Source organism: Pseudonocardia aurantiaca, assembly GCF_039526725.1.
Classification (GTDB): Bacteria; Actinomycetota; Actinomycetes; order Mycobacteriales; family Pseudonocardiaceae; genus Pseudonocardia; species Pseudonocardia aurantiaca.
Genome location: NZ_BAAAJG010000020.1, coordinates 122,572 through 145,540, shown reverse-complemented (window position 1 = coordinate 145,540; position 22,969 = coordinate 122,572). Strand labels below are relative to the sequence as shown.

General features: G+C 73.6%; 21 protein-coding genes and 1 pseudogene. 15 read left to right on the top strand and 7 right to left on the bottom strand.

Annotated features, from left to right (window positions below; translation table 11 throughout):
* Positions 1 to 8: 8 nt before the first annotated feature.
* Genes ABD143_RS27670 through ABD143_RS27660 form a run of 3 tightly spaced genes read right to left on the bottom strand, consistent with a single transcriptional unit; the run spans position 9 to position 2,763 of the window.
* Positions 9 to 794 carry a DUF4097 family beta strand repeat-containing protein gene (locus ABD143_RS27670; protein WP_343984360.1) on the bottom strand — a complete coding sequence of 262 codons (786 nt, stop codon included), beginning with the start codon at positions 792 to 794 and terminating at the stop codon, positions 9 to 11.
* A complete protein-coding gene (locus ABD143_RS27665) occupies positions 791 to 1,456 on the bottom strand; it encodes a response regulator (protein ID WP_343984359.1) in 666 nt (221 codons plus the stop codon). The genes ABD143_RS27670 and ABD143_RS27665 overlap by 4 nt, the downstream gene beginning before the upstream one ends.
* Complete coding sequence (locus ABD143_RS27660; RefSeq protein WP_343984358.1) at positions 1,453 to 2,763, bottom strand: sensor histidine kinase; 1,311 nt, start codon at positions 2,761 to 2,763, stop codon at positions 1,453 to 1,455. Before ABD143_RS27660 ends, ABD143_RS27665 begins: the two co-directional genes overlap by 4 nt.
* 160 nt (positions 2,764 to 2,923) lie before the next feature.
* Here ABD143_RS27660 and ABD143_RS27655 point away from each other — a divergent pair, with 160 nt between their 5' ends.
* The 7 genes from ABD143_RS27655 (at position 2,924) to ABD143_RS27625 (ending at position 9,790) form a co-directional block, all read left to right on the top strand.
* Positions 2,924 to 4,417, top strand: coding sequence for a potassium/proton antiporter (locus ABD143_RS27655; protein ID WP_343984357.1), 1,494 nt, complete (start codon positions 2,924 to 2,926; stop codon positions 4,415 to 4,417).
* An 8-nt stretch (positions 4,418 to 4,425) separates the two neighbouring features.
* Positions 4,426 to 5,037 (top strand): signal peptidase II, encoded by a 612-nt coding sequence (gene lspA / locus ABD143_RS27650; RefSeq protein WP_379659689.1) that lies wholly within the window; start codon positions 4,426 to 4,428, stop codon positions 5,035 to 5,037.
* Positions 5,038 to 5,074: 37 nt separating this feature from the next.
* Positions 5,075 to 5,959, top strand: coding sequence for an RluA family pseudouridine synthase (locus ABD143_RS27645; protein WP_343984389.1), 885 nt, complete (start codon positions 5,075 to 5,077; stop codon positions 5,957 to 5,959).
* 87 nt (positions 5,960 to 6,046) lie between these two features.
* Positions 6,047 to 6,724: a hypothetical protein gene (locus ABD143_RS27640; RefSeq protein WP_343984356.1), complete on the top strand. Its 678-nt coding sequence runs from the start codon at positions 6,047 to 6,049 to the stop codon at positions 6,722 to 6,724.
* A gap of 95 nt (positions 6,725 to 6,819) precedes the next feature.
* Positions 6,820 to 7,548, top strand: coding sequence for a DUF998 domain-containing protein (locus tag ABD143_RS27635; protein WP_343984355.1), 729 nt, complete (start codon positions 6,820 to 6,822; stop codon positions 7,546 to 7,548).
* Complete coding sequence (locus ABD143_RS27630) at positions 7,545 to 8,555, top strand: DMT family protein (protein ID WP_343984354.1); 1,011 nt, start codon at positions 7,545 to 7,547, stop codon at positions 8,553 to 8,555. The genes ABD143_RS27635 and ABD143_RS27630 overlap by 4 nt, the downstream gene beginning before the upstream one ends.
* A 56-nt stretch (positions 8,556 to 8,611) precedes the next feature.
* Positions 8,612 to 9,790 carry a glycosyltransferase gene (locus tag ABD143_RS27625; RefSeq protein ID WP_343984353.1) on the top strand — a complete coding sequence of 393 codons (1,179 nt, stop codon included), beginning with the start codon at positions 8,612 to 8,614 and terminating at the stop codon, positions 9,788 to 9,790.
* 5 nt (positions 9,791 to 9,795) lie between these two features.
* On the opposite strand, the gene ABD143_RS27620 is transcribed toward ABD143_RS27625, so the two are convergent.
* Together ABD143_RS27620 and ABD143_RS27615 are read right to left on the bottom strand one after the other, a co-directional pair.
* Positions 9,796 to 10,872 (bottom strand): glycosyltransferase family 4 protein, encoded by a 1,077-nt coding sequence (locus ABD143_RS27620; protein ID WP_343984352.1) that lies wholly within the window; start codon positions 10,870 to 10,872, stop codon positions 9,796 to 9,798.
* A gap of 10 nt (positions 10,873 to 10,882) precedes the next feature.
* On the bottom strand, positions 10,883 to 11,788 hold the full coding sequence (locus ABD143_RS27615; RefSeq protein ID WP_343984351.1) for an alpha/beta fold hydrolase: 906 nt from the start codon (positions 11,786 to 11,788) through the stop codon (positions 10,883 to 10,885).
* Between the two features lie 272 nt (positions 11,789 to 12,060).
* On the opposite strand from ABD143_RS27615, the gene dnaE reads away from it, so the two are divergent.
* Positions 12,061 to 15,621 carry a DNA polymerase III subunit alpha gene (gene dnaE / locus ABD143_RS27610; RefSeq protein ID WP_343984350.1) on the top strand — a complete coding sequence of 1,187 codons (3,561 nt, stop codon included), beginning with the start codon at positions 12,061 to 12,063 and terminating at the stop codon, positions 15,619 to 15,621.
* Positions 15,622 to 15,692: 71 nt separating this feature from the next.
* Here dnaE and ABD143_RS27605 read toward each other — a convergent pair whose 3' ends face one another.
* Positions 15,693 to 15,824, bottom strand: coding sequence for a hypothetical protein (locus ABD143_RS27605; RefSeq protein ID WP_343984349.1), 132 nt, complete (start codon positions 15,822 to 15,824; stop codon positions 15,693 to 15,695).
* A 24-nt stretch (positions 15,825 to 15,848) separates the two neighbouring features.
* Positions 15,849 to 16,709, bottom strand: a complete 861-nt coding sequence (locus ABD143_RS27600) for a PaaX family transcriptional regulator (protein WP_343984348.1) — start codon at positions 16,707 to 16,709, stop codon at positions 15,849 to 15,851.
* Between the two features lie 262 nt (positions 16,710 to 16,971).
* On the opposite strand from ABD143_RS27600, the pseudogene ABD143_RS38355 reads away from it, so the two are divergent.
* From ABD143_RS38355 to bsaP, 7 genes and pseudogenes are all read left to right on the top strand, one after another.
* Positions 16,972 to 17,697: pseudogene (locus tag ABD143_RS38355) on the top strand (SulP family inorganic anion transporter); the annotation flags it as partial.
* A 121-nt stretch (positions 17,698 to 17,818) separates the two neighbouring features.
* Positions 17,819 to 18,874: a carbonic anhydrase gene (locus tag ABD143_RS27590; protein ID WP_343984346.1), complete on the top strand. Its 1,056-nt coding sequence runs from the start codon at positions 17,819 to 17,821 to the stop codon at positions 18,872 to 18,874.
* A 40-nt stretch (positions 18,875 to 18,914) separates the two neighbouring features.
* Positions 18,915 to 19,922 carry a GNAT family N-acetyltransferase gene (locus ABD143_RS27585; protein ID WP_343984345.1) on the top strand — a complete coding sequence of 336 codons (1,008 nt, stop codon included), beginning with the start codon at positions 18,915 to 18,917 and terminating at the stop codon, positions 19,920 to 19,922.
* Positions 19,909 to 21,066, top strand: a complete 1,158-nt coding sequence (locus ABD143_RS27580; protein WP_343984344.1) for an 8-amino-7-oxononanoate synthase — start codon at positions 19,909 to 19,911, stop codon at positions 21,064 to 21,066. The genes ABD143_RS27585 and ABD143_RS27580 overlap by 14 nt, the downstream gene beginning before the upstream one ends.
* Complete coding sequence (gene bioD, locus ABD143_RS27575) at positions 21,063 to 21,770, top strand: dethiobiotin synthase (RefSeq protein ID WP_343984343.1); 708 nt, start codon at positions 21,063 to 21,065, stop codon at positions 21,768 to 21,770. Before ABD143_RS27580 ends, bioD begins: the two co-directional genes overlap by 4 nt.
* Positions 21,767 to 22,774: a biotin synthase BioB gene (gene bioB, locus ABD143_RS27570; protein WP_343984342.1), complete on the top strand. Its 1,008-nt coding sequence runs from the start codon at positions 21,767 to 21,769 to the stop codon at positions 22,772 to 22,774. The genes bioD and bioB overlap by 4 nt, the downstream gene beginning before the upstream one ends.
* On the top strand, positions 22,774 to 22,965 hold the full coding sequence (gene bsaP / locus ABD143_RS27565) for a biotin synthase auxiliary protein BsaP (protein WP_343984341.1): 192 nt from the start codon (positions 22,774 to 22,776) through the stop codon (positions 22,963 to 22,965). Before bioB ends, bsaP begins: the two co-directional genes overlap by 1 nt.
* Positions 22,966 to 22,969 lie beyond the last annotated feature (4 nt).

Sequence of the window (22,969 nt, the reverse complement as noted above, 5' to 3'; positions counted from 1 at the left end):
GTCCCGATTCAGCCCGTGTGCAGCCGGACGTCGCCCGAACCGCCGTCCACGGTGATCATGCGCGGCGACGACGGGTCGACGGGCACGGTCACCGCACGCTCGCCGGAACGCGTCCAGGCCGACACCCGGTAGCTCGCCCCGGCCGGAACGACCACGTCGACCTCCCCGCTCGTCGCGTCCACCTGCACCGACTGCGGCGGCTGTAGCAGCTCCAGCCGCACGTCACCCGTGATCGACTCGGCCCGCACCGTGTCGCTGCCCAGGCCCATCGCCGTGATCTCGCCCCAGATACTCGTGACGTCGACGGGGCCGCTGACGTCGAACAGCGCGATGTCGCCGCTCTCCCGGTCGACGCGGACCGGGCCCGTCAGCCCGCGTGCGGTGACGTCGCCGGACATGCCGCTCACCACCAGCTCGAACGACGGCGGCAGCTCGACCGCGTACGCGACGTCGCAGCTGGAAGCGAGCATGGCGTTGCAGTCGACGGCGAGACGCACGCCCGCGGGCGTCGACTCCTCCACCAGGTCGGGCTGCCCGAGCCCGTGGCGCACCACGGTGTGCACGCGGACCTGCCCGTCGGTGCTCGGCACCACGGTGAGGTCGGCGTCGGTGTCGACCGTGAAGCGGTCGGCGAGCGGCGTGAGCACCGAGGTCGACTCGATGGTGCCGCTCACGATCTGGGAGAACAGCTGCACAGCGCCCGTGCCGATCACGACGACGACCAGCAGCACGGCGGCGGCGACCACCCCGCGGCGTGGGTGCGCCGGCGCCGTCGCTGGAGCGGGCGCGGTCACTGGTCCTCCAGGTATCGCAGCACCGCGAGCACCCGGCGGTGGTCGGCCGGTGCCGCCGGAAGGGCGAACTTCCCGAAGATCCCGCTGATGTGCTTCTCCACCGCACCCTCGCTGACCACCAGTGCCCCGGCGATCCCGGCGTTGGAGCGGCCCTCGGCCATCAGCGCGAGCACCTCACGCTCGCGGGGGGTGAGCGCCGCAAGCGGGCCGACCCGGCGCGCCCGCGCGAAGAGCTGCGAGACCACCTCCGGGTCCAGCGCCGTGCCGCCCGCCCGCACGCGGTGCAGCGCCTCGACGAACGACTCGACGTCGGCGACGCGGTCCTTGAGCAGGTAGCCGACGCCGCGGGTGTCGCCCGCCAGCAGCTCGGTGGCGTAGCGCTCCTCGACGTACTGCGAGAGCACGAGCACCGCCACCGACGGCCAGCGCGACCGGATGACGAGGGCCGCGCGCAGGCCCTCGTCCGAGTGCGTCGGGGGCATCCGGACGTCGGCGACCACCACGTCCGGCGGGTCGGCGGCCACCGCCCGCAGCAGCTCCTCCCCGTCGCCGACGGCCCCGACCACGGCGAAACCGGACTCGGCCAGCAGCCGGCACATGCCCTCGCGCAGCAGCACGGAGTCCTCGGCGACCGTGACGCGGGGAGCCGCGACCGCCGTCACCTGGTCAGCCCGGTGACGGCGCAGGGCAGCTCGACGGTCAACACCGTCGGTCCACCCACGGGGGAGTCGACGCCGAGCTGGCCGTCCACCCCGGAGACGCGGTCGGCGAGCCCGCGCAGGCCGGTGCCGCGCTCCGGGTCGGCCCCGCCCACGCCGTCGTCGGAGATCGTGATCCAGACCGGCCCGGTGCCCTCGCGCTGCACCGCCACCGTGGCCCGTGTGGCGTGGGAGTGCCGGGCGACGTTGGTGAGCCCTTCGGCGACCACGAAGTAGCCGATGGCCTCGACGGTGGCGTTGGGACGCTCCGGCAGCTCGACTGTGAGGTCGACCGGCACCGGGCAGCGCGCCGCCACCGCCGACAATGCGGCGTCGAGGCCGCGGTCGGTGAGCACCGGCGGATGCAGCCCGCGGATCAGCCCGCGCAGGTCGGTGACGGCCTCCTTCGCCTGCTGGTGCGCGTCGGCGAGCAGGTCGCCGACGGCGGCCGGATCCTGCTTGTAGCGGGCCATGGCCCGGCCCAGCGTCATCGCGAGCGCCACGAGCTGCTGCTGAGTGCCGTCGTGCAGGTCGCGTTCCAGGCGGCGCCGCTCGGCCTCCCCTGCGTCGACGACCCGGGCGCGGCTGCGCTCCAGCTCGTCCACGCGCCGGGCGAGCGCGCCGGGCACCGAACCGAGCAGCGACCGGGCGACGGCGATGTCGAGGGCGGCGAGCGCCCGCAGCACGGCAGGCGCGAGCAGGAGCAGCCCGAGCCCGACCGCCGCGAGCAGGGCCCGGCCGCCGGCGGTGTCGGAGAGGGGGACGCCGAAGGTGACGGTGCCGCCCGTCGGCAGCAGCCACGTGAGCAGCGGCATCGCGAGCAGCGCGACCGCACCCGTGAGCAGCAGGTACACGACGCCGGCCGTGAGCAGGCCCATCGGCGCGGCGAGCGCCTGGTGCGCGGCGCGGCGGCGCACGCCGGGGTCGCGCCACAGGTCGCCCCCGTAGCGCAGGGGGTTGCGCCGCCACGGCGGCATCGGCTGCTCGGGGATGTCCACGCCGAGCAACAGCCGGTAGCGAGCGCGCTCGATGCGCGCCATCGCCATGCTCAGCCACGCCGTGATGATCCACACCGGCAGCCCGAGCAGGGCGAACGGCATGAGGAGCACAGTGACGAACAAGCCGCTGAGCAGCACGAACGCGTAGGCCGAACCGACCACGGCGTCGAGGAGCAGGTGGGCGGCGGCGAGCCAGGTGGACGGCGCCAGCAGGGCGCGCACCGGGTCCGGCCGCTGCCCCGCCGCACGCACCGTCGGCATCGAGATGACCATGCGGTCAGGCTAGGCAGCGGCCAGTCCGGGGCACCATCCCGCAGGTCCCCGACGCAGGGTGGGGACAACCCCCCGTTCCGGGGGAGTTCGGCCGCGCCGTTCCCCTCCCTCTGGGAACGCTGTCACCTGCGCCGATACGGTGTGGCGGGCGGAGGTGGGCATGGCGAGCCTTGAGGTGCTGCTCGGCATCGGGGCCGCGGTCCTGCTGGTCGGCGTGTTCGCCGTGACCGCCTCGGTGCGGCTGGGGCTGCCCTCCCTCCTGCTCTACCTGGCGATCGGCATCCTGCTCGGCGAGTCCGTGCTCGGCATCCAGTTCTCCGACGCCGCGCTCACCGAGTCGATCGGGCTCGCCGCGTTGGTGCTGATTCTCGTTGAGGGCGGGCTCACTACGCGGTGGGAGGCGGTGCGGCCGTCCCTTGGTCTCGGCATTGCGCTCTCCACCGTCGCGGTGGCCGTGAGCATCGGTGTGGTCGGGGTGGCGCTGCACCTGCTGCTGCACCTGGACTGGCGCGCCGCGTTCCTGTGGGGCGCGGTGCTGTCCTCCACCGACGCGGCCGCGGTGTTCAGCGTGCTGCGCAGCGTCGGCGTGTCGCCGCGGCTCGCGGGCGCACTCGAGCTGGAGTCCGGCATGAACGACGCGCCGGTCGTGCTGGCGGTGATCCTCCTGGCCTCCGGCGACCCCTTGACGTGGCTCACGCCGCTGCTGGTGATCTACGAGCTGGCCGCGGGCGGCGCCATCGGGGCGGTGCTCGGGCGGGCCGGGGCCTGGGTGCTGCGCCGCGTCGCGCTGCCGGCTACCGGCCTGTACCCGCTGGCCGCGATCGCGGTGTGCCTGCTCGCCTTCTCGGCGGGCCAGCTCGCGCACGCGTCCGGCCTGCTCGCCACGTACGTCGCCGCGCTCGTGCTGGGCAACTCCGACCTGCCGCACCGCGGCGGCGTGCGCTCCTTCGCCGAGGGCACCGGCTGGCTCGCCCAGATCGGGCTGTTCGTGCTGCTCGGGCTCTTCGCCTCCCCACTGCGGCTGGTCGACGCGGTGGTGCCTGCCCTGGTCGCCGGCCTGGTGCTGTTCGTCGCGGCGCGCCCGCTGTCGGTGCTGGCGGCCGCGCTGCCGTTCCGCCTGCCGTGGCGGGAGCAGGCGTTCCTGTCGTGGGCGGGGCTGCGCGGGGCGGTGCCGATCGTGCTGGCGCTGATCGCCGTCACCGAGGGCGCCCCCACCGGGCTCGCCCTGGTGGACGTCGTGTTCGTGCTGGTCGTCGTGCTGACCCTGCTGCAGGGCACAACGCTGCCGTGGGTGGCGCGACAACTCGGTGTGGCCCGGCCGGCGCAACCGCGGGAGCTCTCCGTCGAGGTCGCACCGCTCGAGGAGCTGAGCGCCGACCTGCTGCAGGTGTACATCCCCGTCGGCTCGCAGTTGCGCGGCGTGTACCTGCGGGAGCTGCGGCTGCCGCGTGGGGCCACCGTCAGCCTCGTGGTGCGTGCGGGGGAGGGGTTCACCCCGACCGGCGGTACCCGGCTGCGTGAGCGCGACCAGCTGCTGGTGGTCGCGGCCGGCGGCGTGCGGCAGGCGGCCGAGGCCCGGATCCGGGCCGTCGACCGGCGCGGGCGGCTCGCGCGGTGGTACGCCGAGCCGGAGGGCGAGCCGGATAAGGGATGATGTGAGGCGTGAGCGAACTCCCCGCGTCCTCGGACGAGCCCGGCGGCCCGGGAACGAGCGGCTCGGCGACGATCGCCCCCGCCCTCGCCTCCAAAGTGCGGCTGCTCGCCATCATCGCGCCCCTGGTGCTCGCCGCCGACATCATCACGAAGGTCGTCGCGGTGGCCGAGCTGGAGGGCCGGGCGCCGGTCGAGCTACTCGGCGGGCTGGTGTACCTGCAGCTCATCCGCAACCCTGGAGCGGCGTTCTCGTTCGCCACGGGCTACACCTGGCTCCTCACGGTCATCGCCATCGCCGTGGTCGTCGTGATCATCCGGGTCTCGCGGCGGCTGCGCTCCACGGGCTGGGCCATCGCGCTCGGCCTGGTGCTGGGCGGGGCGCTCGGCAACCTCACCGACCGCATCTTTCGCTCACCCGGCCCGCTGCAGGGCCACGTCGTCGACGTCGTGTCCGTCTTCGCCACCGACGGGCGCGTCTTCCCGGTGTTCAACCTCGCCGACTCCTCCATCGTGTGCGGCGGGGTGTTGCTCGTGTTGATGGCCCTGCTCGGCCGCGAGCTCGACGGCACCCGCTCCGGCACGCAGAGCGCCGAGGAGCGGAACGGGCCCGCCGGTGACTGACACCCGCCAGCTCCCCGTACCGGACGGCCTCGACGGCATGCGTGTCGACGCCGGGCTGTCGCGGCTGCTCGGCCTCTCGCGCACGGCCGTAGCCGCGCTGGCGGAGGACGGCCGGGTGGCCCTGGACGGGCGCGCGGCCGGCAAGTCCGACCGGCTTTCGGCCGGGTCGTGGCTGGAGGTGGAGCTGCCGGAGCCGGATGCGCCCGCCGTGATCGTCGGCGACGAGGAGGTCGTGGCCGGGCTCACCGTGCTGCACGCCGACGACGAGATCATCGTGGTCGACAAGCCGGTGGGGGTGGCCGCCCACCCCAGCCCCGGCTGGACCGGGCCCACCGTCGTCGGCGGGCTCGCCGCGCTCGGCTACCGGGTCTCGACCTCCGGGGCGGCCGAGCGGCAGGGCATCGTGCACCGGCTCGACGTCGGCACCACCGGCGTGATGGCCGTCGCGGCGTCCGAGCACGCCTACACCGTGCTCAAGCGGGCGTTCAAGGAACGCACGGTCGACAAGCGCTACCACGCCGTGGCCCAGGGCCACCCCGACCCCTCGAGCGGCACCATCGACGCCCCGATCGACCGCCACCCGCGCCACGACTACAAGTTCGCCGTCGTGGCGGGCGGCAAGCCGAGCGTCACCCACTACGACACACTCGAGGCGTTCCGCTCCGCGTCGCTGCTCGACGTCCGGCTGGAGACGGGCCGCACCCACCAGATCCGCGTGCACCTCGCGGCGCTGCGCCACCCCTGCGTCGGCGACCTGGCCTACGGCGCCGACCCGGTGCTCGCCAAGCGCCTCGGGCTGCAACGCCAGTGGCTGCACGCCCGCGCGCTGGGCTTCGAGCATCCGGCCGACGGCCGCTGGGTGGAGTTCACGAGCCCCTACCCGGCCGACCTGGACCACGCGTTGCAACAGTTGCGGGACTGAAGGACGCGCCACGTCCGCTCCCGCCCACCCGCGCGCAGCGCTTTCAGCCCCGCCCCCGACACTGGGCGGGGCCACAGGGGGTGGTAGGTGAGCGCGCGAGGGCGGATCGGGGCGCTGCTGGCCTGCGCCGTCGCCGTCCTGCTGGTCGCCTGGTACGCCGGCACGCAGAACGCGGCCCCCGTCCCCGCCCCGGCCGCCGGCGCGGTCCGGCTCGGGCCGGACCCGGGGGAGGACGTCGCCGCCTACCTGGCGCGGATCCCGGCGGACCTGCCCCCCGACGGCGTCGCCGCGCTCGCGCTGGTGCAGCTCCCCGAGCAGCTTTCCATCGGGGACGCGGTCGCGGCCGTCGCCGGGAGCAGCCCGGTAACGGCTGTGCTGCGCGCGCCGATCCCGCGAGTGCAGACGGCGCTGAGGTTCGAGGCGCTCGAGGAAAGGGTCGGCCCCGTGCAGGCGCTGGAGAACGCGCAGGCGCGCGCCCGCCAGCGCGCCGAAGCCGACGCCGCACGGCTCACCGGACGACAGCGGGACGTCGCCGCCGCCGAGGCGAGTCTCCTCGCCGACCCGGCCTGCCGGTGCGTGCTGGCGCTGGTCGTGCGGGCCGACCGGGCCGGCCTGGCGGCGCTCGCGGGGCGTCCGGAGGTGCGGGCCGTGCAGGCCGCGCCGCCGGACGTGACCGCGCGCGAGCTGGCGCTCTCCCCGCTCCTCCCCGAGCAGGTGGAGCGCGCCGACCCGCCCGTCGATGATGGCGGTGTCACTACCCGATGACGTGCTCCCCCGATCAGGGAATGGGGGGATACCCCCGGGTGGACTCGGTGGAGATCCTGATGTCCGTCTCAGCCTCGGGCTGGCACGGTGGGCGCATGACGACGACGGGGGGAACCGGGCCTGGGTCCGGTGGCAGCGCGTGGGCGGGTGAGGCCATCGTCACCACGTGCGTGATCGTCGCACTGCTGCCGCTCGGGTTCCTGCACATCGACGGGATCGGGGCGGTCGATCCGCTGCACGACGTGATCAGCGACTACGTGTTCCGGCCGGGGGGCTATGCGCTGCTGGGCATCGCTGCGCTGAGCCTCGCCGTGGCGACCGTGGTGCTCGCGACGGGGCTGCGCGCGGCCGGTCTGCCCGGCTCCCGCATGCCCGCCCTCCTGCTCGGGAGCGTCGCCGTGGCGTTCGTGCTGGTGGCGGTGTTCCCCACACACGCGCCGGGCGCCTCGGCCGGGCTGGTCTCCACCGTGCACCGCGCCGCGGGCGGATGGGTCTTCGCGGTGCTGCCACCGGCGGTCTGGATGGTGGCGCGCCGGGCCCGTGCCGCCCCGGCGTGGCAGCCCGCGGCGCCCGCGCTGAGCCGGCTCGCGGGGGTGACCGCGGTGCTCAGCGCGTTCTTCCTCCTCAGTCATATTCCGATCGTTATCGCCGGTTCACCGGGATTTCCCCTGATCGGAGGGGTGCAGCGTGTTGTCTTTGCCTCAGTGATGCTGGTGCTGGTTGCTACCGCCCGGGCGACCCGGCTCGCGGTCGACCGCGCCCTGGAGCCCGCTATCCTATCCGGCTCTGAGCTGCCCGACCCTCGGCTGCAAGGTGCGGCATGATTGATGCAGTGGCCGGACCTGGTCTTGCAATAACGCTCGCCCTCATGGGTGCGGTGTGCTTCGCCGGCGCGGCGGTGCTCCAGCACCGAGCAGTCGCAGCCGGGTCCGATCCGACCGCTGACGACCGCCCCGGCAAGGCGATCTCGCTGCGCGGCCTCGTCGAGATCGCGCGCCGGCCCGGCTGGCTCGCCGGGCTCGCCCTCGCCGCATGTGGTTCGGGCCTGCACGCCGCGGCGCTCGTGCTGGCGCCGCTGTCGGTCGTGCAGCCGCTCGGGGTGCTCGCCGTGCCGATCGCGGTGCTGCTCACGGCCCTGCGCCGGAGCCAGCGGCCCGCTCCCGGTGTGATCGTCGGGGTGCTGCTGAGCATCGCGGGTGTCGGGGTGTTCGTCGCCACCGCCGCCGGAACCGCCGTCAGCAGCCCGCCGCCGGGCATGGCCACCCTGTTCGCGAGCCTCGTCGTCGCGGTCATCGTGCTGCTGCTCGCCGGGCTCGGTCTAGCCCGGTCCGGCTGGGTGCGCTGCGTGGCCTGCGCCATGGCGGGCGCGGCGGCGTTCGGGCTGGTCTCGGCGCTCGTCAGGGCCGTGTCGCAGTCGGTGGCGTCCGGTGACGTCGGGCCGCTCCAGCCGCCGGTGCTGGCGGCCGTGGCGGGTGTCGGCGCATCCGTGCTCGTCGGCGGGTGGCTCGTGCAGCAGGCCTTCGGGTCCGGGCCGCCCGAGGTCGTCATCGCGTGCCTCACGGTCGTCGACCCGATCGTGGCCGTCCTGCTCGGCGCCGTGCTGCTGGGCGAAGGCGCCGCCACCCCGCTGGAGACGTGGTTCCTACTCGTCGGCGCGGCGATCACCGCCACCGCCGGGGTCATCTCGCTCGCCCGGCACCACCCCGACGCCGTGGCCGCCCGGGCGTCCCGGGTCGGACCGGGTGCGGCGTCGCACCCTGTGCCGGAAGCCCTCCCGGAAACCCCGCCGCCGACGCTGTGGCGCCGCGCCCAGTCCCTGCACCGCCGGTGATCCTCAGCGCTGGCCACAACCCCGCACCGCACGACCCACTCGAGAGGAACATCTCCGTGAAGCCGCTCCGGATCCTCATCGGCGCCGAGACGTACCCGCCAGACGTCAACGGCGCGGCTCGCTTCGCCGAGCGGCTCGCGACCGGACTCTCCGGCCGCGGGCACGAGGTCCACGTCCTCGCGCCGTCACCGACCGGGCCCGCCATGCGCGAGGTCCGCGACGGCGTCACCGTGCACGGCGTGCGCTCGCACAGCTACTACCAGCACGAGGGCTTCCAGGTCTGCATGCCGTGGCAGGCCTTCCCGGTCGCCACCGCGCTGATGGCCGAGATCGAGCCGGACGTCGTGCACACCAACGCGCACATGGTCGTCGGCCGGGGTGTGGTGCGGGCCGCGCACCGCAGCGGCTACCCGCTCGTCGCCACCAACCACCTGATGCCGGAGAACCTCCTCGGCTATGCGCCGATCCCGCGGTTCCTGCGGCGCATCTACAACGAGCTGGCCTGGCGCGACCTCGGCAGGGTCTTCGGCAAGGCCGCGGTCGTCACCGCACCCACCCCGCGGGCCGTCGAGCTGCTCGTGCGCCGTGCCGGGCTCGTCGACGCGTTCCCGGTGTCCTGCGGCATCGACGCCGACCGCTACCGGGCTCTCCCGCACGTGCCGGGGGACGTCCCGACGGTGCTGTTCGTCGGCCGCCTCGACCAGGAGAAGCGGGTCGACGAGCTGATCAGGGCGTTCGCCGCCCTGCCCGCCGGCGTGCCGGGCCGACTGGAGATCGTGGGCGACGGTGCGCGCCGCGAGGACTGGGGGGCCCTCGCCGACGGCCTGGGCATCGCCGAGCGTGTGACCTTCCGCGGGTTCGTGTCCGAGGACGAGCTCCTCGCCGCGTACGCGGGCGCCGACGTGTTCTGCATGCCGGGTGTCGCCGAGCTGCAGAGCCTCGTGACGCTGGAGTCGATGGCCGCAGGCCTGCCGGTCGTGGCCGCCGACGCGATGGCGCTGCCGCACCTCGTGCGGCCGGGGCGCAACGGCTGGCTCTACACGCCCGGCGACGTGGCCGATCTGAGCACCCGCCTCGCCGCGCTCCTCACCGACCCCGCGCTGCGCCGCCGCATGGGGGCGGTGAGCCGGGAGATCGTGGCCGAGCACGCCATCGCGGCCACGCTGGACACGTTCGAGGGCATCTACGAGAAGATCCTCGGCCGCGACGAGCTGGCGATGCGCCGCGCGGCGTAAGACCCTCAGGTGCGGGCGCAGGCGCGGTCGGCTGCCACGCGTTCCAGCAGGGCCAGCAGCACCTTCGCCGAGGTCTCCCAGCTGTAGCGGGCCGCCTGGTCGCGGGCCGTGGCCGAGCGTGCCTCCCACACGTCCTGGTCGTCGAGCTCGCGCACGGCCCGCACGAAACCGCCCACGTCGTTCGGGGCGACGTACGCCCCGGCGGCCCCCGCCACCTCGCGGAACACCGGGATGTCGCTCACGACGACCGGTGTTCCGAGTGACATGGCCTCGACCAGCGGGATCCCGAAACCCTCGTCCAGCGATGCCGAGACGAGCGCGGTGGCGCCGCGCAGCACCTCGCGGTAGGTCTCGTCGCTCGCGCCGTCGTGGAAGACGAGCTTGCCGCCGGGAGCCAGCGCGGTGAGCCGGGCCCGCTCGTCGGGGGAGATCCGGCTCATCAGGTGCAGCTCGTGGTACGGGAGCAGCGGCATCGCGCTCGCCAGCGTCGCCACGTTCTTGTAGGGCATGAACGACCCCATGTAGACGAGCGCCCCGGCGAGGGGGGCCCGCGGCAGGTCGGCGACGGCGTCCGGCGCGTTCGGCACCACCGTGACCGGCCTGCTGGTGAGCCGGTGCTGCGCGATCAGCGCCGCGGTCGACTCCGAGACGGTGACGACCGCGTCGGCGCGGTTCAGCAGCGCCCGCTGCGGCCACCACGCCATGTGGAACAAGCGCCACAGCAGCCGGATCGGGGCCGCGAACTCCGGCGGCGGCGTGGGGTCGCGGTAGTAGATGAGGTCGTGCAGCGTCAGGACGAGGCCGTAGTCCCGGCCCCAGCTGCCCATCGTCTGCATCGGGGAGAACACGACATCGGCGCCCAGCCGCCGCACCTGCCTGGCCACGAGCGGCTCGACCGCGCTGGTGGGGGAGCTGACGAGGTGCCACTGCACGTCGGGCAGGTGCGCGAGCTGGCGGCGGTCGCTGACGAGCAGCTCCACCGGGTGCAGTTGCGCGAACGCCGCCGCGAGCCCCGCGGTGTAGCGGCTGATGCCGTCGTGCCGGTCGACGCGCACGTACCGGCAGTCGAACAGGACCTTCACGCGAGCACCTTCACGACGCCGGCAGCCCCGCGAGGAACGCCGTGATCTCCCTGGCTACCTCGGCAGGCGCCTCGTAGTGCGCGAGGTGGCCGGTGCCGGGCACGGTGGCCAGCTGCGCGTGCGGGAACCGCATGGTGAGGGCGCGCTGCGTCGGGAGGGGTGCGATGTCGTCGTGGTCGGCGGCGACTAGCAGCGTCGGCACATCGACGTCGGCGGCGAACCCGGCCACGTCGTTCTCCACCGAGGCGTAAAAGGCCTCCAGCAGGGTGCGCCGGTCGGCGAACGTGGAGAAGTAGCGGTCGTGCTCGGCGTGGATCCAGCGGCGCAGGTCGCGGTCGTGGGTGGTGGCCATCGCGACGCTCGCGATCCGCGTCATCAGGGGGTGGCGCAGCAGTGCCGTGCCCAGGCGCTCGGGCAGGGCGGCGGCGAGGCGGTGGTAGGCCACCGTGACCCCCGTCAGCACCCGGCGCGGGCCGGCGAGCGCCGACGCCGCGATCGGGTTGACCAGCACCAGCGCCCGCACCCGTGGCGGTGGGGCCGCGGCCAGCGCCGCCGTGGCGACGATCGAGCCGAACGAGTGGCCGGCGAGCACCGCGTCGCCTGCCGGGGCGACGGCGGCGAGCAGCTCACGCGTCCAGGCGGCGTAGCCGACCACGTCGTGGGGGGTGGTGGGAAGCGGCGGCGAGGCACCGAACCCCGGCAGGTCGGGCACCACGACCTGCGCTCCCGCGAGGTGCGCGACGATCGGCTCCAGGCCGTGGTGGTCGCCGCGGAGGCCGTGCAGGAACACGATCCGGTCCCGCGCGTCGTCGGGGCCGTAGACCCAGAAGCGGGTGCGCCCGCCGAGCACGGGGACCTCGTCGTCGCGGACGGGGACGCCCGCGATGAGCGGCGCGTAGGGGGAGGGGGCAGACATCAGAGCCGAGTCTAGGGCGGCGCCACCGAGTGGTGGCAGCCGTCGACACGCCGGTTGCGGAAAGGTGAGCAGGAGGTTCTCCGCCAGGGTCCGGCGGTGTCGGAGACTGTCGGGCGCCGGGGCTAATCTGAGGCCGTCCCCTGCGGTCCCCGCCGGCCCGCCGTGAGCTCGACGCCGCGTGATCGATCCGCGCCGCCGGCCCGGTGGCGACGGCGGGCCGCCCGAATCGTCGAGCACCGCTCCGGTGGTGCCAGGAGGGAGCTCCCCACCCCATGGCGAGCGGTGCCAGTTCCAGAGGCGGCGACAGTTTCGTCCACCTGCACACGCACACCGAGTTCTCCATGCTCGACGGCGCGGCGCGGCTCGATGACCTGTTCAAGGAAGCCGCGCGCATGGAGATGCCGGCGCTGGCCATGACTGACCACGGCAACGTGTTCGGCGCCTACGAGTTCTGGCGCAAGGCGAAGGCCAACGGGGTCAAGCCGATCATCGGGATGGAGGGCTACCTCTCACCCGGCTCCCGCCACGAGCGCAAGCGCGCCACCCTCGGCGGGCAGCAGGTCAGCGACGACAACCCGGGTGAGATGTACACCCATATGACGCTCCTGGCCGAGAACACGGAGGGCATGCACAACCTCTTCCGGCTCTCGTCGCTGGCGAGCCTCGAGGGCTACTACTACAAGCCCCGCATGGACCGCGAGCTGCTGGAGACCTACGGCAAGGGCATCATCGCCACCACCGGCTGTCCGTCGGGCGAGGTCCAGCGGCTGCTGCAGCAGGACCGCTTCGACGACGCCGTCCAGGCCGCGAGCGACTACCGCGACATCTTCGGCAAGGACAACTTCTTCTGCGAGCTGATGGACCACGGCATCGCGATCGAGAAGCAGGTCCAGGAGGAGCTGTTCCGGCTCAAGAAGTTGCTCGACCTGCCCGGCCTCGCCACCAACGACCTGCACTACACCTACGCCGAGGACGCCAAGCCGCACGAGGTGCTGCTGTGCGTCCAGACGGGCAAGACGCTCGCCGACCCCGGCCGGTTCAAGTTCGACGCGCAGGACTTCTACCTCAAGTCCGCCGCCGAGATGCGCGCCCAGTGGGACCCCCAGTTCCCCGAGGCCTGCGACAACACGCTGCTGGTGGCCGAGCGGGTCAACGTCGACTTCACCGAGGGCCAGGACCTCATGCCGCGCGCCCCCGTCCCCGAGGGGGAGACGGAGGAGAGCTGGCTGGTCAAGGAGGTCGAGCGGGGCCTGCACATGCGGTTCCCGCACGGCGTCACCGAGCGGTACCGCAGGCAGGCCGACTACGAGGTCGGCGTCATCGTCCAGATGGGCTTCCCCGGTTACTTCCTGGTCACCGCCGACCTCATCCAGCACGCCAAGGCAGTCGGCATCCGGTGCGGGCCCGGCCGTGGCTCCGCAGCGGGCTCGCTCGTCGCCTACGCGCTGGGCATCACCGACCTCGACCCCATCAAGCACAAGCTGATCTTCGAGCGGTTCCTCAACCCCGAGCGCATCTCGATGCCCGACATCGACATGGACTTCGACGAGCGCAGGCGTGGCGAGATGATCCGCTACACCACGGAGAAGTACGGCGAGGACCGCATCGCGCAGATCATCACCTACTCCACGATCAAGGCGAAGGCCGCGATCAAGGACTCGGCGCGGGTGCTCTACGGCCAGCCCGGCTACGCGGTGGCCGACCGCATCTCCAAGGCCATGCCGCCCGCGGTGATGGGCAAGGACATCCCACTCTCGGGTGTGTTCGACCCCTCGCACAAGCGCTACTCCGAGGCCACCGAGGTCCGCGCGCTCTACGAGGCCGACGCGCAGGTCAAGGAGATCATCGACACCGCGCGGGGGCTGGAGGGCCTCAAGCGGCAGTGGGGTGTGCACGCGGCCGGCGTGATCATGTCGAGCAAGCCGCTGCTCGACGTCATCCCGATCCAGCGCCGCGAGGCCGACGGCGCCATCATCACGCAGTTCGACATGGGCGCCTGCGAGACGCTCGGGCTGCTCAAGATGGACTTCCTGGGCCTGCGCAACCTCACGATCATCGACGACGCCCTGGAGAACATCGAGCTCAACGGCAAGCCGAAGCTCCTCATCGAGAGCGTCGAGCTCGAGGACCCCAAGACCTACGAGCTGCTCGGACGCGGCGACACCCTCGGGGTGTTCCAGCTCGACGGCGGGCCGATGCGCGACCTGCTGCGACGCATGGCCCCCACCGAGTTCGACGACATCTCCGCCGTCGGCGCGCTCTACCGGCCGGGTCCGATGGGCGCCAACGCCCACAACGACTACGCCGACCGCAAGAACGGCCGGCAAGAGGTCAAGGCGATCCACCCGGAGCTGGCCGAGCCGCTCCGCGACATCCTCGGCGAGACCTACGGCCTGATCGTCTATCAGGAACAGGTCATGGCCATCGCGCAGAAGCTCGCGGGCTACACGCTGGGCAAGGCCGACCTGCTGCGCCGCGCGATGGGCAAGAAGAAGAAGGAGATCCTCGACAAGGAGTACGCGGGTTTCGCCCAGGGCATGAAGGACCACGGCTACTCGGCCGCCGCGGTCAAGACGCTGTGGGACATCCTGCTGCCGTTCTCCGACTACGCCTTCAACCGCGCCCACTCGGCGGCGTACGGCCTGGTCTCCTACTGGACCGCCTACCTCAAGGCCAACTACCCGGCCGAGTACATGGCCGCCGTCCTCACGTCGGTGCGCGACGACAAGGACAAGGCCGCGGTCTACCTTGCCGAGTGCCGCCGCATGGGCATCACCGTGCTCCCGCCCGACGTCAACGACTCCGTGCGCAACTTCGCCCCGGTCGGCGACCACATCCGGTTCGGGCTCGGCGGCATCCGCAACGTCGGCGTCAACGTCGTCGACGCGATCGTGGCGGCCCGCCGGGAGAAGGGCGCGTTCACCGACTTCTCCGACTTCCTGCGCAAGGTCGACGCGGTCGTCTGCAACAAGAAGGTCATCGAGTCGCTGATCAAGGCGGGCGCCTTCGACTCGCTCGGCCACCCGCGCAAGGGCCTGCTGCTCGTGCACGCCGACGCCATCGACGCCGTGATGAGCACCAAGAAGGCCGCGTCGATGGGGCAGTTCGACCTGTTCGGATCCATGGACGGGTCAGGCCCCTCGGAGCTCGACTCGGTGTTCGACGTCAAGGTGCCCGCCGACGAGTGGGACCCGAAGCACCAGCTCGCCGTGGAGCGGGAGATGCTCGGGCTCTACGTCTCCGGCCACCCGCTGCACGGCGTCGAGCAGGTGCTGCTCGCCAAGTCGGACATGTCGATCTCCACGATCCTCGAGGGCAACGTCGCCGACGGCCACCAGGTCACGATCGGCGGCATCCTCACCGGGGTGAACCGGCGGGTCAACAAGAACGGCGAGCCGTGGGCGTCGGCGCAGCTGGAGGACCTCGCCGGTGGCATCGAGGTGCTGTTCTTCCCCCGCTGCTATCAGGTGGTGGGGGTCGACGTCGCCGAGGACGCGATCGTGCTGGTCAAGGCCAGGGTCAACAAGCGCGACGACCGGCTGTCGCTCATCGTCAACGACCTGGCGCTGCCCGACCTCAGCCATGGGCCCGGCGGCGTGGCCGCCCCGGTGAAGGTGAACATCCGCACCGAGCTGTGCACGCCGCAGCGCGTGTCCAAGCTCCGGGACGTGCTGAGCAACCACCCCGGCACGTCCGAGGTGCACCTCTCGCTGGTCAACGGCTCCCGCACCACCGTGCTCCGGCTCGACGACGCGCTGAAGGTCACGCACTCCCCGTCGCTGATGGGCGACCTGAAGGCACTGCTCGGGCCGGGCTGCCTAGGAGGGTCCTGAACGACTCCGCCCGTAGCGAGCGTCGCGCAGTAGGGCCGAGTTGTTCAGGACCCTCCTCAGGTAGCGGCAGGTCACCACTCGGGCGTCCGCTCCTGGCCCACCGGCGTCACGGCCGGAGCGACCGTCGCGAACAGGAAGCCGGCCGCGTAGCCGACCGTGCCGATCACGGCGCCCAATGCCAGCGGGGTGAGCGCCGAGACCACGTTCTGCCCGGTGTGCCGGGTGTGTCAGCCGTTGGAGGCGAGCCGCTGCCAGTGCCGTTGCGCGTCCTGCCCCCAGCGGGCGTGGAGGGTGTCGAAGAGCGCGGCCGCCCGCGCACCCGCCCACTCGGCCGGGAGCAGCTCGCCGGGGAGCTTCGGGTCGAGGAACGGGAACCGCCGCCACGCGTGGACCAGGTGGATCTGGTGGGTGAGCACCTCGGCCGGACCCGACGGGGCGGCCTCGGCGAACGTGTCGAGGAACTCCTCGTAGGCGGCCTCGACCTCCGACAGGTTCCAGGCCTGCTCCACGAGCTGGCGCTGCGCCCCGATCTCCCCGAACGGCCCGACGAACGAGCTGGCGACGGCGGTCAGCTCCAGGTCGGCGATCACGTCCGCGACCTCGCCCTGCTTGCTTGGGTCCGGGCTGAGCCACACGCCCGGCGCGGGGGAGCCGAGACCGGCCCAGGCGAGGCGTGTGCGCAGCCGGTGCCGGAGCTGACGGCGGGCTTCCGGCACGCTCACGAGCAGCACCAACCAGCGGCCGTCCCACGGGCGGGCCGCGGTGCCGAACCCGTAGATCCGCTCGGCGCCGTCGGACAGCAGCGTGCGGCCGTTCTCCGTGAGCGACCAGCGCACCCGCCGGCCCGCGCGGTCGGAGGCGAGCAGGCCCTCGGCGGCGGTGCGGGCGAGCGCCTGGCGCGCCGACTTCGACTCGACGCCCAGCGCACCGAGCACGTCGATGAGCACCTGGGTCCACACGGCGTCGCCGCGGGGGAGGACGAACTCGCCGAGCACCGTGAGCAGCAACGACCGGGCGCTCGTGGCGCCGAGCTCGCGCCGCCGGGACAGCGCGGGGTGCGCGGGCACGGTGTCGGCGGCGGTCGGCATGGGCAATCACATTAGACGGCCCACCGAGGCACGCGGCGCGAGCGGCGCGGATCGGGCCTAGATGGGAGCGCCCTGAACAACTCGGCGCTACTCGGCGTTGTTCAGGACCCTCCTGATCACCGGGCCGGGTGACACCCGACCCGGTACGGAACCGGCCTTCATGATCCACTCGTCCGGGTGTTCCGGAGATGCGTCAGAGGCGCTCACATGACGCGCGCGACGGCGCACGCAAGTCTCTGACCTGCGCCGATCCGCCGCTCACATGAACATGAAATCCAGGGTAACGGGGGCCCGCGGCACCCGGGGACCGGGCGAACGCGACGGAACGGACAGCGTGAGCGTGACGTTGGCCGGGTCGCACGCCCGCCTCCGCCCGCAGCTCCATGCCCGTGCCGTGCTGCCCGACGACGCCCGGAGCCCTGTTCTGATGCCCACCGGGCCGGCCGCCGGCCTCACCGTGGTGGTCGCGGAGCTGGTGGTCCGGTTCGGCTGGCAGGTCACCTGTCTTGTCACCATCGGGGCGGGGCTGCTGCAGATCGCCTTCGCGATGTTCCGCATCGCCCGCTTCGTCCACGCCATCCCACCCGCCGTGGTGCACGGCATGCTCGCCGGGATCGGCCTGTCGATCGCGCTCGCGCAGCTGCACGTCGTGCTCGGTGGTGTCGCACCCGCCAGCCCACCCGCCAGCCCGGTCGAGAGCCTGCTCGCGCTGCCCGGCCAGGCCGCGGCGATGCAGCCGGAGGCGCTCGTCGTCGGCATCCTCGCGACGGCGCTGCTCGTGCTCTGGCCGCGGCTGCCCCGGGTCCGGGCCGTGCCCGCGGCTCTCGTCGCGGTGAGCGCGGCGACCGCGCTGGCGCTGCTCTGGCCGCAAGTGCCGCGAATCGACATGTCTGGTGGCCTCCTCGAGGCCGTCACATTGCCGCCGCTCCTGCCGGGCGTGTGGGCCGGGTTGCCGTGGTTCCCGTTGGTTGGCGCGATGCTGACCGTCACGCTGATCGCGAGCGTCGAGAGCCTGCGCTCCGCCGTGGCCGTCGACCGGTTGCACGATGGCCCGCCGGCCGCACCCGCCCCGCCGGCTCCGCAAGCTCCGCCGGCTGCCATCCCCCGATGTGATCCGGACCGCGAGCTGGTCGGCCAGGGCGCCGCGAACGGACCTGCTGGAAGGTGTGCTGATCGGCCTCGCGCTCGCCGGGTTCCGGACGCTGCATCGCGCGGGGCGCGCCCGCGTCCGGATCGAGGAGCCGACGGGGAGCACCCCCCGGCGGGTGGTCGTGGAGGGCGCACTGAGCTTCCTGTCCGTACCCGCGCTGTCGCGCACGCTCGCCGCCGTGCCGCCCGGCGAACCGGTGCGCGTCGACCTCGTGGTCGACTACCTCGACCACGCCGCCTTCGACCACCTGCACACGTGGACGCGCCGCCATCGCGCCACCGGCACGTGGGTGGAGGTGGTCTCGGAGCCGGTGACCGCGGACGGCCCCGGCACCCCGTTCCCCGGGTACGCGACCTGGTCGCACTGGCAGGAGGCCGACCACCGGCAGCACAGGCCGATCCTCGCGGGCGTCGCCGCCTACCACGCGGAGGGCGCCGAGCTGATGCGCCCGACGCTGCGCGGGATGGCCGACGGGCAGTCCCCGCACGGGCTGCTGCTGACCTGCTCCGACTCCCGCGTTCAGCCGAGTGTGATCACCCGGAGCGGGCCGGGGGACCTGTTCACCGTGCAGAACGTGGGCAACCTCGCGGCGGGAACGGCCGTGGACGCGGCGGTGCAGTACGCGACGGCGGTGCTCGACGTGCCGCTGATCGCCGTGTGCGGGCACTCCGCGTGCGGGGCGATGCGCGGGCTGCTCGACGGCGCAGCCGACGCAGGTGAAGGGGCGCTGACCGAGTGGCTCCGCCACGGCTCGCCCAGCCTCGCCGCGTTGCGCGCAGGCCACCCCGTCGGGCGGGCGGCGCTCGCCGCGGGCTTCGGCGAGGCCGACGCGCTGGCGATGGTCAACGTCGCCGTGCAGCTGGGTGTGCTACGCGCCCAGCACGGCGACCGCGCCCTGCACGGCCTGTTCTTCCACATCCCGACCGCCCGCGTGCTCGTGCTCGACGAGGACACCCATGAGTTCCGGCCACCCGAGCAACACGGGGCGGGCCCGGCCCGGGAGTACCCCGGGTAAATCGGGCGAGCGGCCACACAAGCGGTCGTACCCTGCCGATGTGGCCGCTCCCGCCCTCCCCCCCACGCTGCTCCGGCGTCCGATGCACCCCGGCGACGCAGCCCGCTGGGCCGATCTCCTCGAAGCAGTGGAGGAGGCCGACCGGCGCGGCGAGCACTACGACGCCGTGGACTGCGCGGAGGAGCTGGTCGATCCCGAGCTCGACCTGGACCGCGACACGACCTTCGTGCTCGACGCCGCCGGCGCGCCCGTCGCGTACCAGGTGCTGCGGATGCGGTCCGGCACCGCGCTCGGGGCCCGCGTGGTCACCGACGCCGGCGTGCACCCGGCGCACCGCCGCCAGGGCATCGGCCGGGCGCTGCTCGCCGTGGCGGTGCAGCGGGCGCGGGAGAAGGGCGCGAGCGTCGAGATGCGGGTGGCCGAGACGAGCCCGGGCGCCGTCGCGCTGGCCGAACGCGCCGGGATGACCCCGCTGCGGTGGTGGTCGGAGCTGGTGCGCGACCTCGCCGAGCCCGTTGCACCCGTGGCCCAGCCCGCCGGCCTGACCCTGGTGCCGCTCGCCACAGGTGGCCAGTACCAGGCCGCGCGCTGGGACGAGCCGCTGCGCGCGGCCCACAACGCGGCGTTCGCCGACCACTGGGGATCCACCCCCGTCTCGGCCACGAGATGGGAGTACCAGCGCACCGGCGGCCGCGCCTTCCGGCCCTCCTGCTCCGCCGTGGCGCTCGCCGCCGACGGCACGATCGCCGGGTACGTGCTGGCGTACGAGTACGCGGCGGACACCGAGCGCACCGGGCGCCGCGACCTGTACGTCGGCATGGTGGGCACGCTCGCCGCGTACCGCGGGCAAGGGGTTGCGGGGGCGCTGCTCGCCCACGTGCTCCAGGCCGCCGCCGACTCCGGCTACGACGACTCGTCGCTCACCGTGGACGCCCAGAACGCCACCGGCGCCCTCGGCGTGTACGAGCGGGCCGGCTATCGCCTGCATCGCAGGGAGGTCACGTACTCGCTGCCTGCGGCTACCCTCGCCACTCGTGCCGTTCCCTGACACCCGCCCTCCGCATCCGCTCGCCTGGCTCGAACCGCACGCCGCCGCGCGTCGTGCGGCCGGGCTGCGGCGGGAGCTGCGCCCGCGGGCGGCGGCCGACGGCCTCCTCGACCTCGCGGGCAACGACTACCTCGGCCTCGCCCACCACCCGCGTGTCGTCGAGGGCGCGGTCGCGGCCGTGCGCACGTGGGGCGCCGGTTCCACCGGCTCCCGCCTCGTCACCGGCAGCACGGCCCTGCACGCGGAGCTGGAGGCCGAGCTGGCCGCGTTCTGCGGGGCCGAGGACGCCCTCGTCTTCTCCTCCGGCTACGCCGCGAACCTCGGGGTCATCACGGCGCTGGCCGGGCCGGACTCCCTGATCGTCTCCGACGCCGCCAACCACGCCTCCCTGATCGACTCGTGCCGCCTCTCCCGCGCGCAGGTCGCCGTCGTCCCACACGACGACCCGCAGGCCGTCGACGCGGTGCTGGCCGCCCGGACCACGTCGCGGGCGCTCGTCGTCACCGAGAGCGTGAACAGCGTCGACGGCGGGCTCGCCCCGCTGCGCGAGCTGCACGCGGTGGCCCGGGCGCGGGGCGCCCTTCTCGTCGTGGACGAGGCACACGGGCTCGGCGTCGCCGGTCCGGGCGGGCGCGGGCTGCTCGCCGGGGTGGGGCTCGCGGGCGCCGACGACGTCGTGGTCACCGTGACGCTGTCGAAGGCGCTGGGCAGCCAGGGCGGGGCGGTGCTCGGCCCGGCCGCGGTGATCGCCCACCTCGTCGACGCGGCCCGGACGTTCATCTTCGACACCGGCCTCGCTCCCGCGTCGGTGGGCGCCGCGCTCGCCGCGCTGCGCCTGCTTCGGTCGGAGCCGGGACGGCCCGCTGCGGTGCTGCGCGCGGCCGCCGCGCTGGCCGACGCTGCCGGGGTGCCCGCACCGGCGTCCGCGGTGGTGGCGGTGGTCCTCGGAGATCCGGAGGTGGCTCTGGCAGGCGCGCAGCGGTGTGCCGAGCTGGGCGTGCGCGTGGGCTGCTTCCGGCCGCCGTCGGTGCCGGAGGGCACCAGCCGGCTGCGCCTCACGGCGCGCGCCGACCTGACGGAGGCTGACCTGGTGCGGGCCTGGGCCGCCCTGACGGCGGTGCTCGCTCCGGCAGGCGCCCGATGATCACCGGTGTTCTCGTGGTCACCGGGACCGGGACCGGCGTCGGGAAGACGGTGGTCACGGCCGCCGTTGCCGCGCTCGCCGTCGCTCGCGGCGCTCGTGTCGCCGTGCTCAAGCCCGCGCAGACCGGGATGGCGCCGGGGGAGCCGGGTGACCTGGCGGACGTGCAGCGGCTCGTGCCCGGGGTCGCGACCGTGCGCGAGCTGGCCCGCTACCCCGACCCGCTGGCCCCCGCGACGGCCGCCCGCCGCGCCGGGTCGCCTCCCGTCACACCCGCGGAGGCGGCCGACGAGGCTGCGCAGCTCGCGGACGGGCACGACCTCGTGCTCGTCGAGGGCGCGGGCGGCCTGCTGGTCCGGCTCACCGACGACGGCGGCACACTCGCGGACGTGGCCGCGCTGCTGGCCGCCCCCGTGCTCGTCGTGGCCACGGCCGGCCTCGGCGTGCTCAACAGCGCCGCGCTGACCGCCGAGGCGCTGGAGGCACGCAAGCTCTCGTGCTCCGGTGTGGTGATCGGCGCCTGGCCCGCGGAGCCGGACCTCGCTTCGCGCTGCAACCTCGTGGATCTCCCCGCCGTCACCGGCGCGCGGCTGCTGGGCGCCCTACCTGAGCGCGCCGGCTCGCTTCAGCCGGAGGGTTTCGCGGCTGTCGCTTCTCACAGTCTGGCCCGCGAGCTGGGCGGTGGATGGCAAACTCCCGTCCCGTGACGACCACCGAGACCGGCATCCTCGACACCGCCCGCTCGCAGGTCCTCGAACGCGGCATCGGGCTCGACGAAGCCCAGGTGCTCGAGGTGCTGCGGCTTCCCGACACCGAGCTGGACGGGCTGCTGGAGCTCGCGCACCAGGTACGGATGCGCTGGTGCGGCCCCGAGGTCGAGGTCGAGGGGATCATCTCGCTCAAGACCGGCGGCTGCCCGGAGGACTGCCACTTCTGCTCGCAGTCGGGCCTGTTCGACTCGCCCGTGCGCTCCGCGTGGCTCGACATCCCCTCGCTCGTGGAGGCGGCCAGGCAGACGGCCAAGACCGGGGCCACGGAGTTCTGCATCGTCGCGGCCGTCCGCGGGCCGAACGAGCGCCTGATGGCGCAGGTCGCGGCCGGTATCGCGGCGATCAAGGACGAGATCGACATCAACATCGCCTGCTCGCTCGGCATGCTCACGCCCGAGCAGGTGGAGCAGCTCGCGGCCATGGGTGTGCACCGGTACAACCACAACCTCGAGACCGCGCGGTCGCATTTCCCGAACGTCGTCACCACGCACACCTGGGAGGAGCGCTGGGAGACGCTGCGCCTGGTGCGCGAGGCCGGCATGGAGGTGTGCTGCGGCGGGATCGTCGGGATGGGCGAGACGGTCGAGCAGCGGGCCGAGTTCGCGGCGCAGCTCGCCGCGCTGGAGCCGGACGAGGTGCCGCTCAACTTCCTCAACCCGCGCCCCGGCACCCCGTTCGGCGACCTGGAGCCGCTCGCTGGATCCGACGCGCTGCGCACCGTAGCGGCGTTCCGGCTGGCGCTCCCGCGCACGGTGCTGCGGTTCGCAGGCGGCCGGGAGATCACACTCGGCGACCTGGGCGCGCGCAAGGGGCTGCTCGGCGGGATCAACGCGGTGATCGTGGGCAACTACCTGACGACGCTCGGCCGCCCCGCCGAGGCCGACATCGACCTGCTCGGCGAGCTGCAGATGCCGATCAAAGCGCTCAACGACACCCTGTGATGATCGTCGTCGTGTTCTGCGATCAGTGCGGTGAGCCCGCGACGGCGGACGGCCACGAGCGCTGCGCCGCGCGTCGCGAGCTGGAGCCGCCGCGGTACTGCCCCGACTGTGCGCGGCGGATGGTTGTGCAGGTCACGCCGGTGGGCTGGACGGCCACGTGCAGTCGGCACGGAGTGCGGACATCGGCGTAGCACG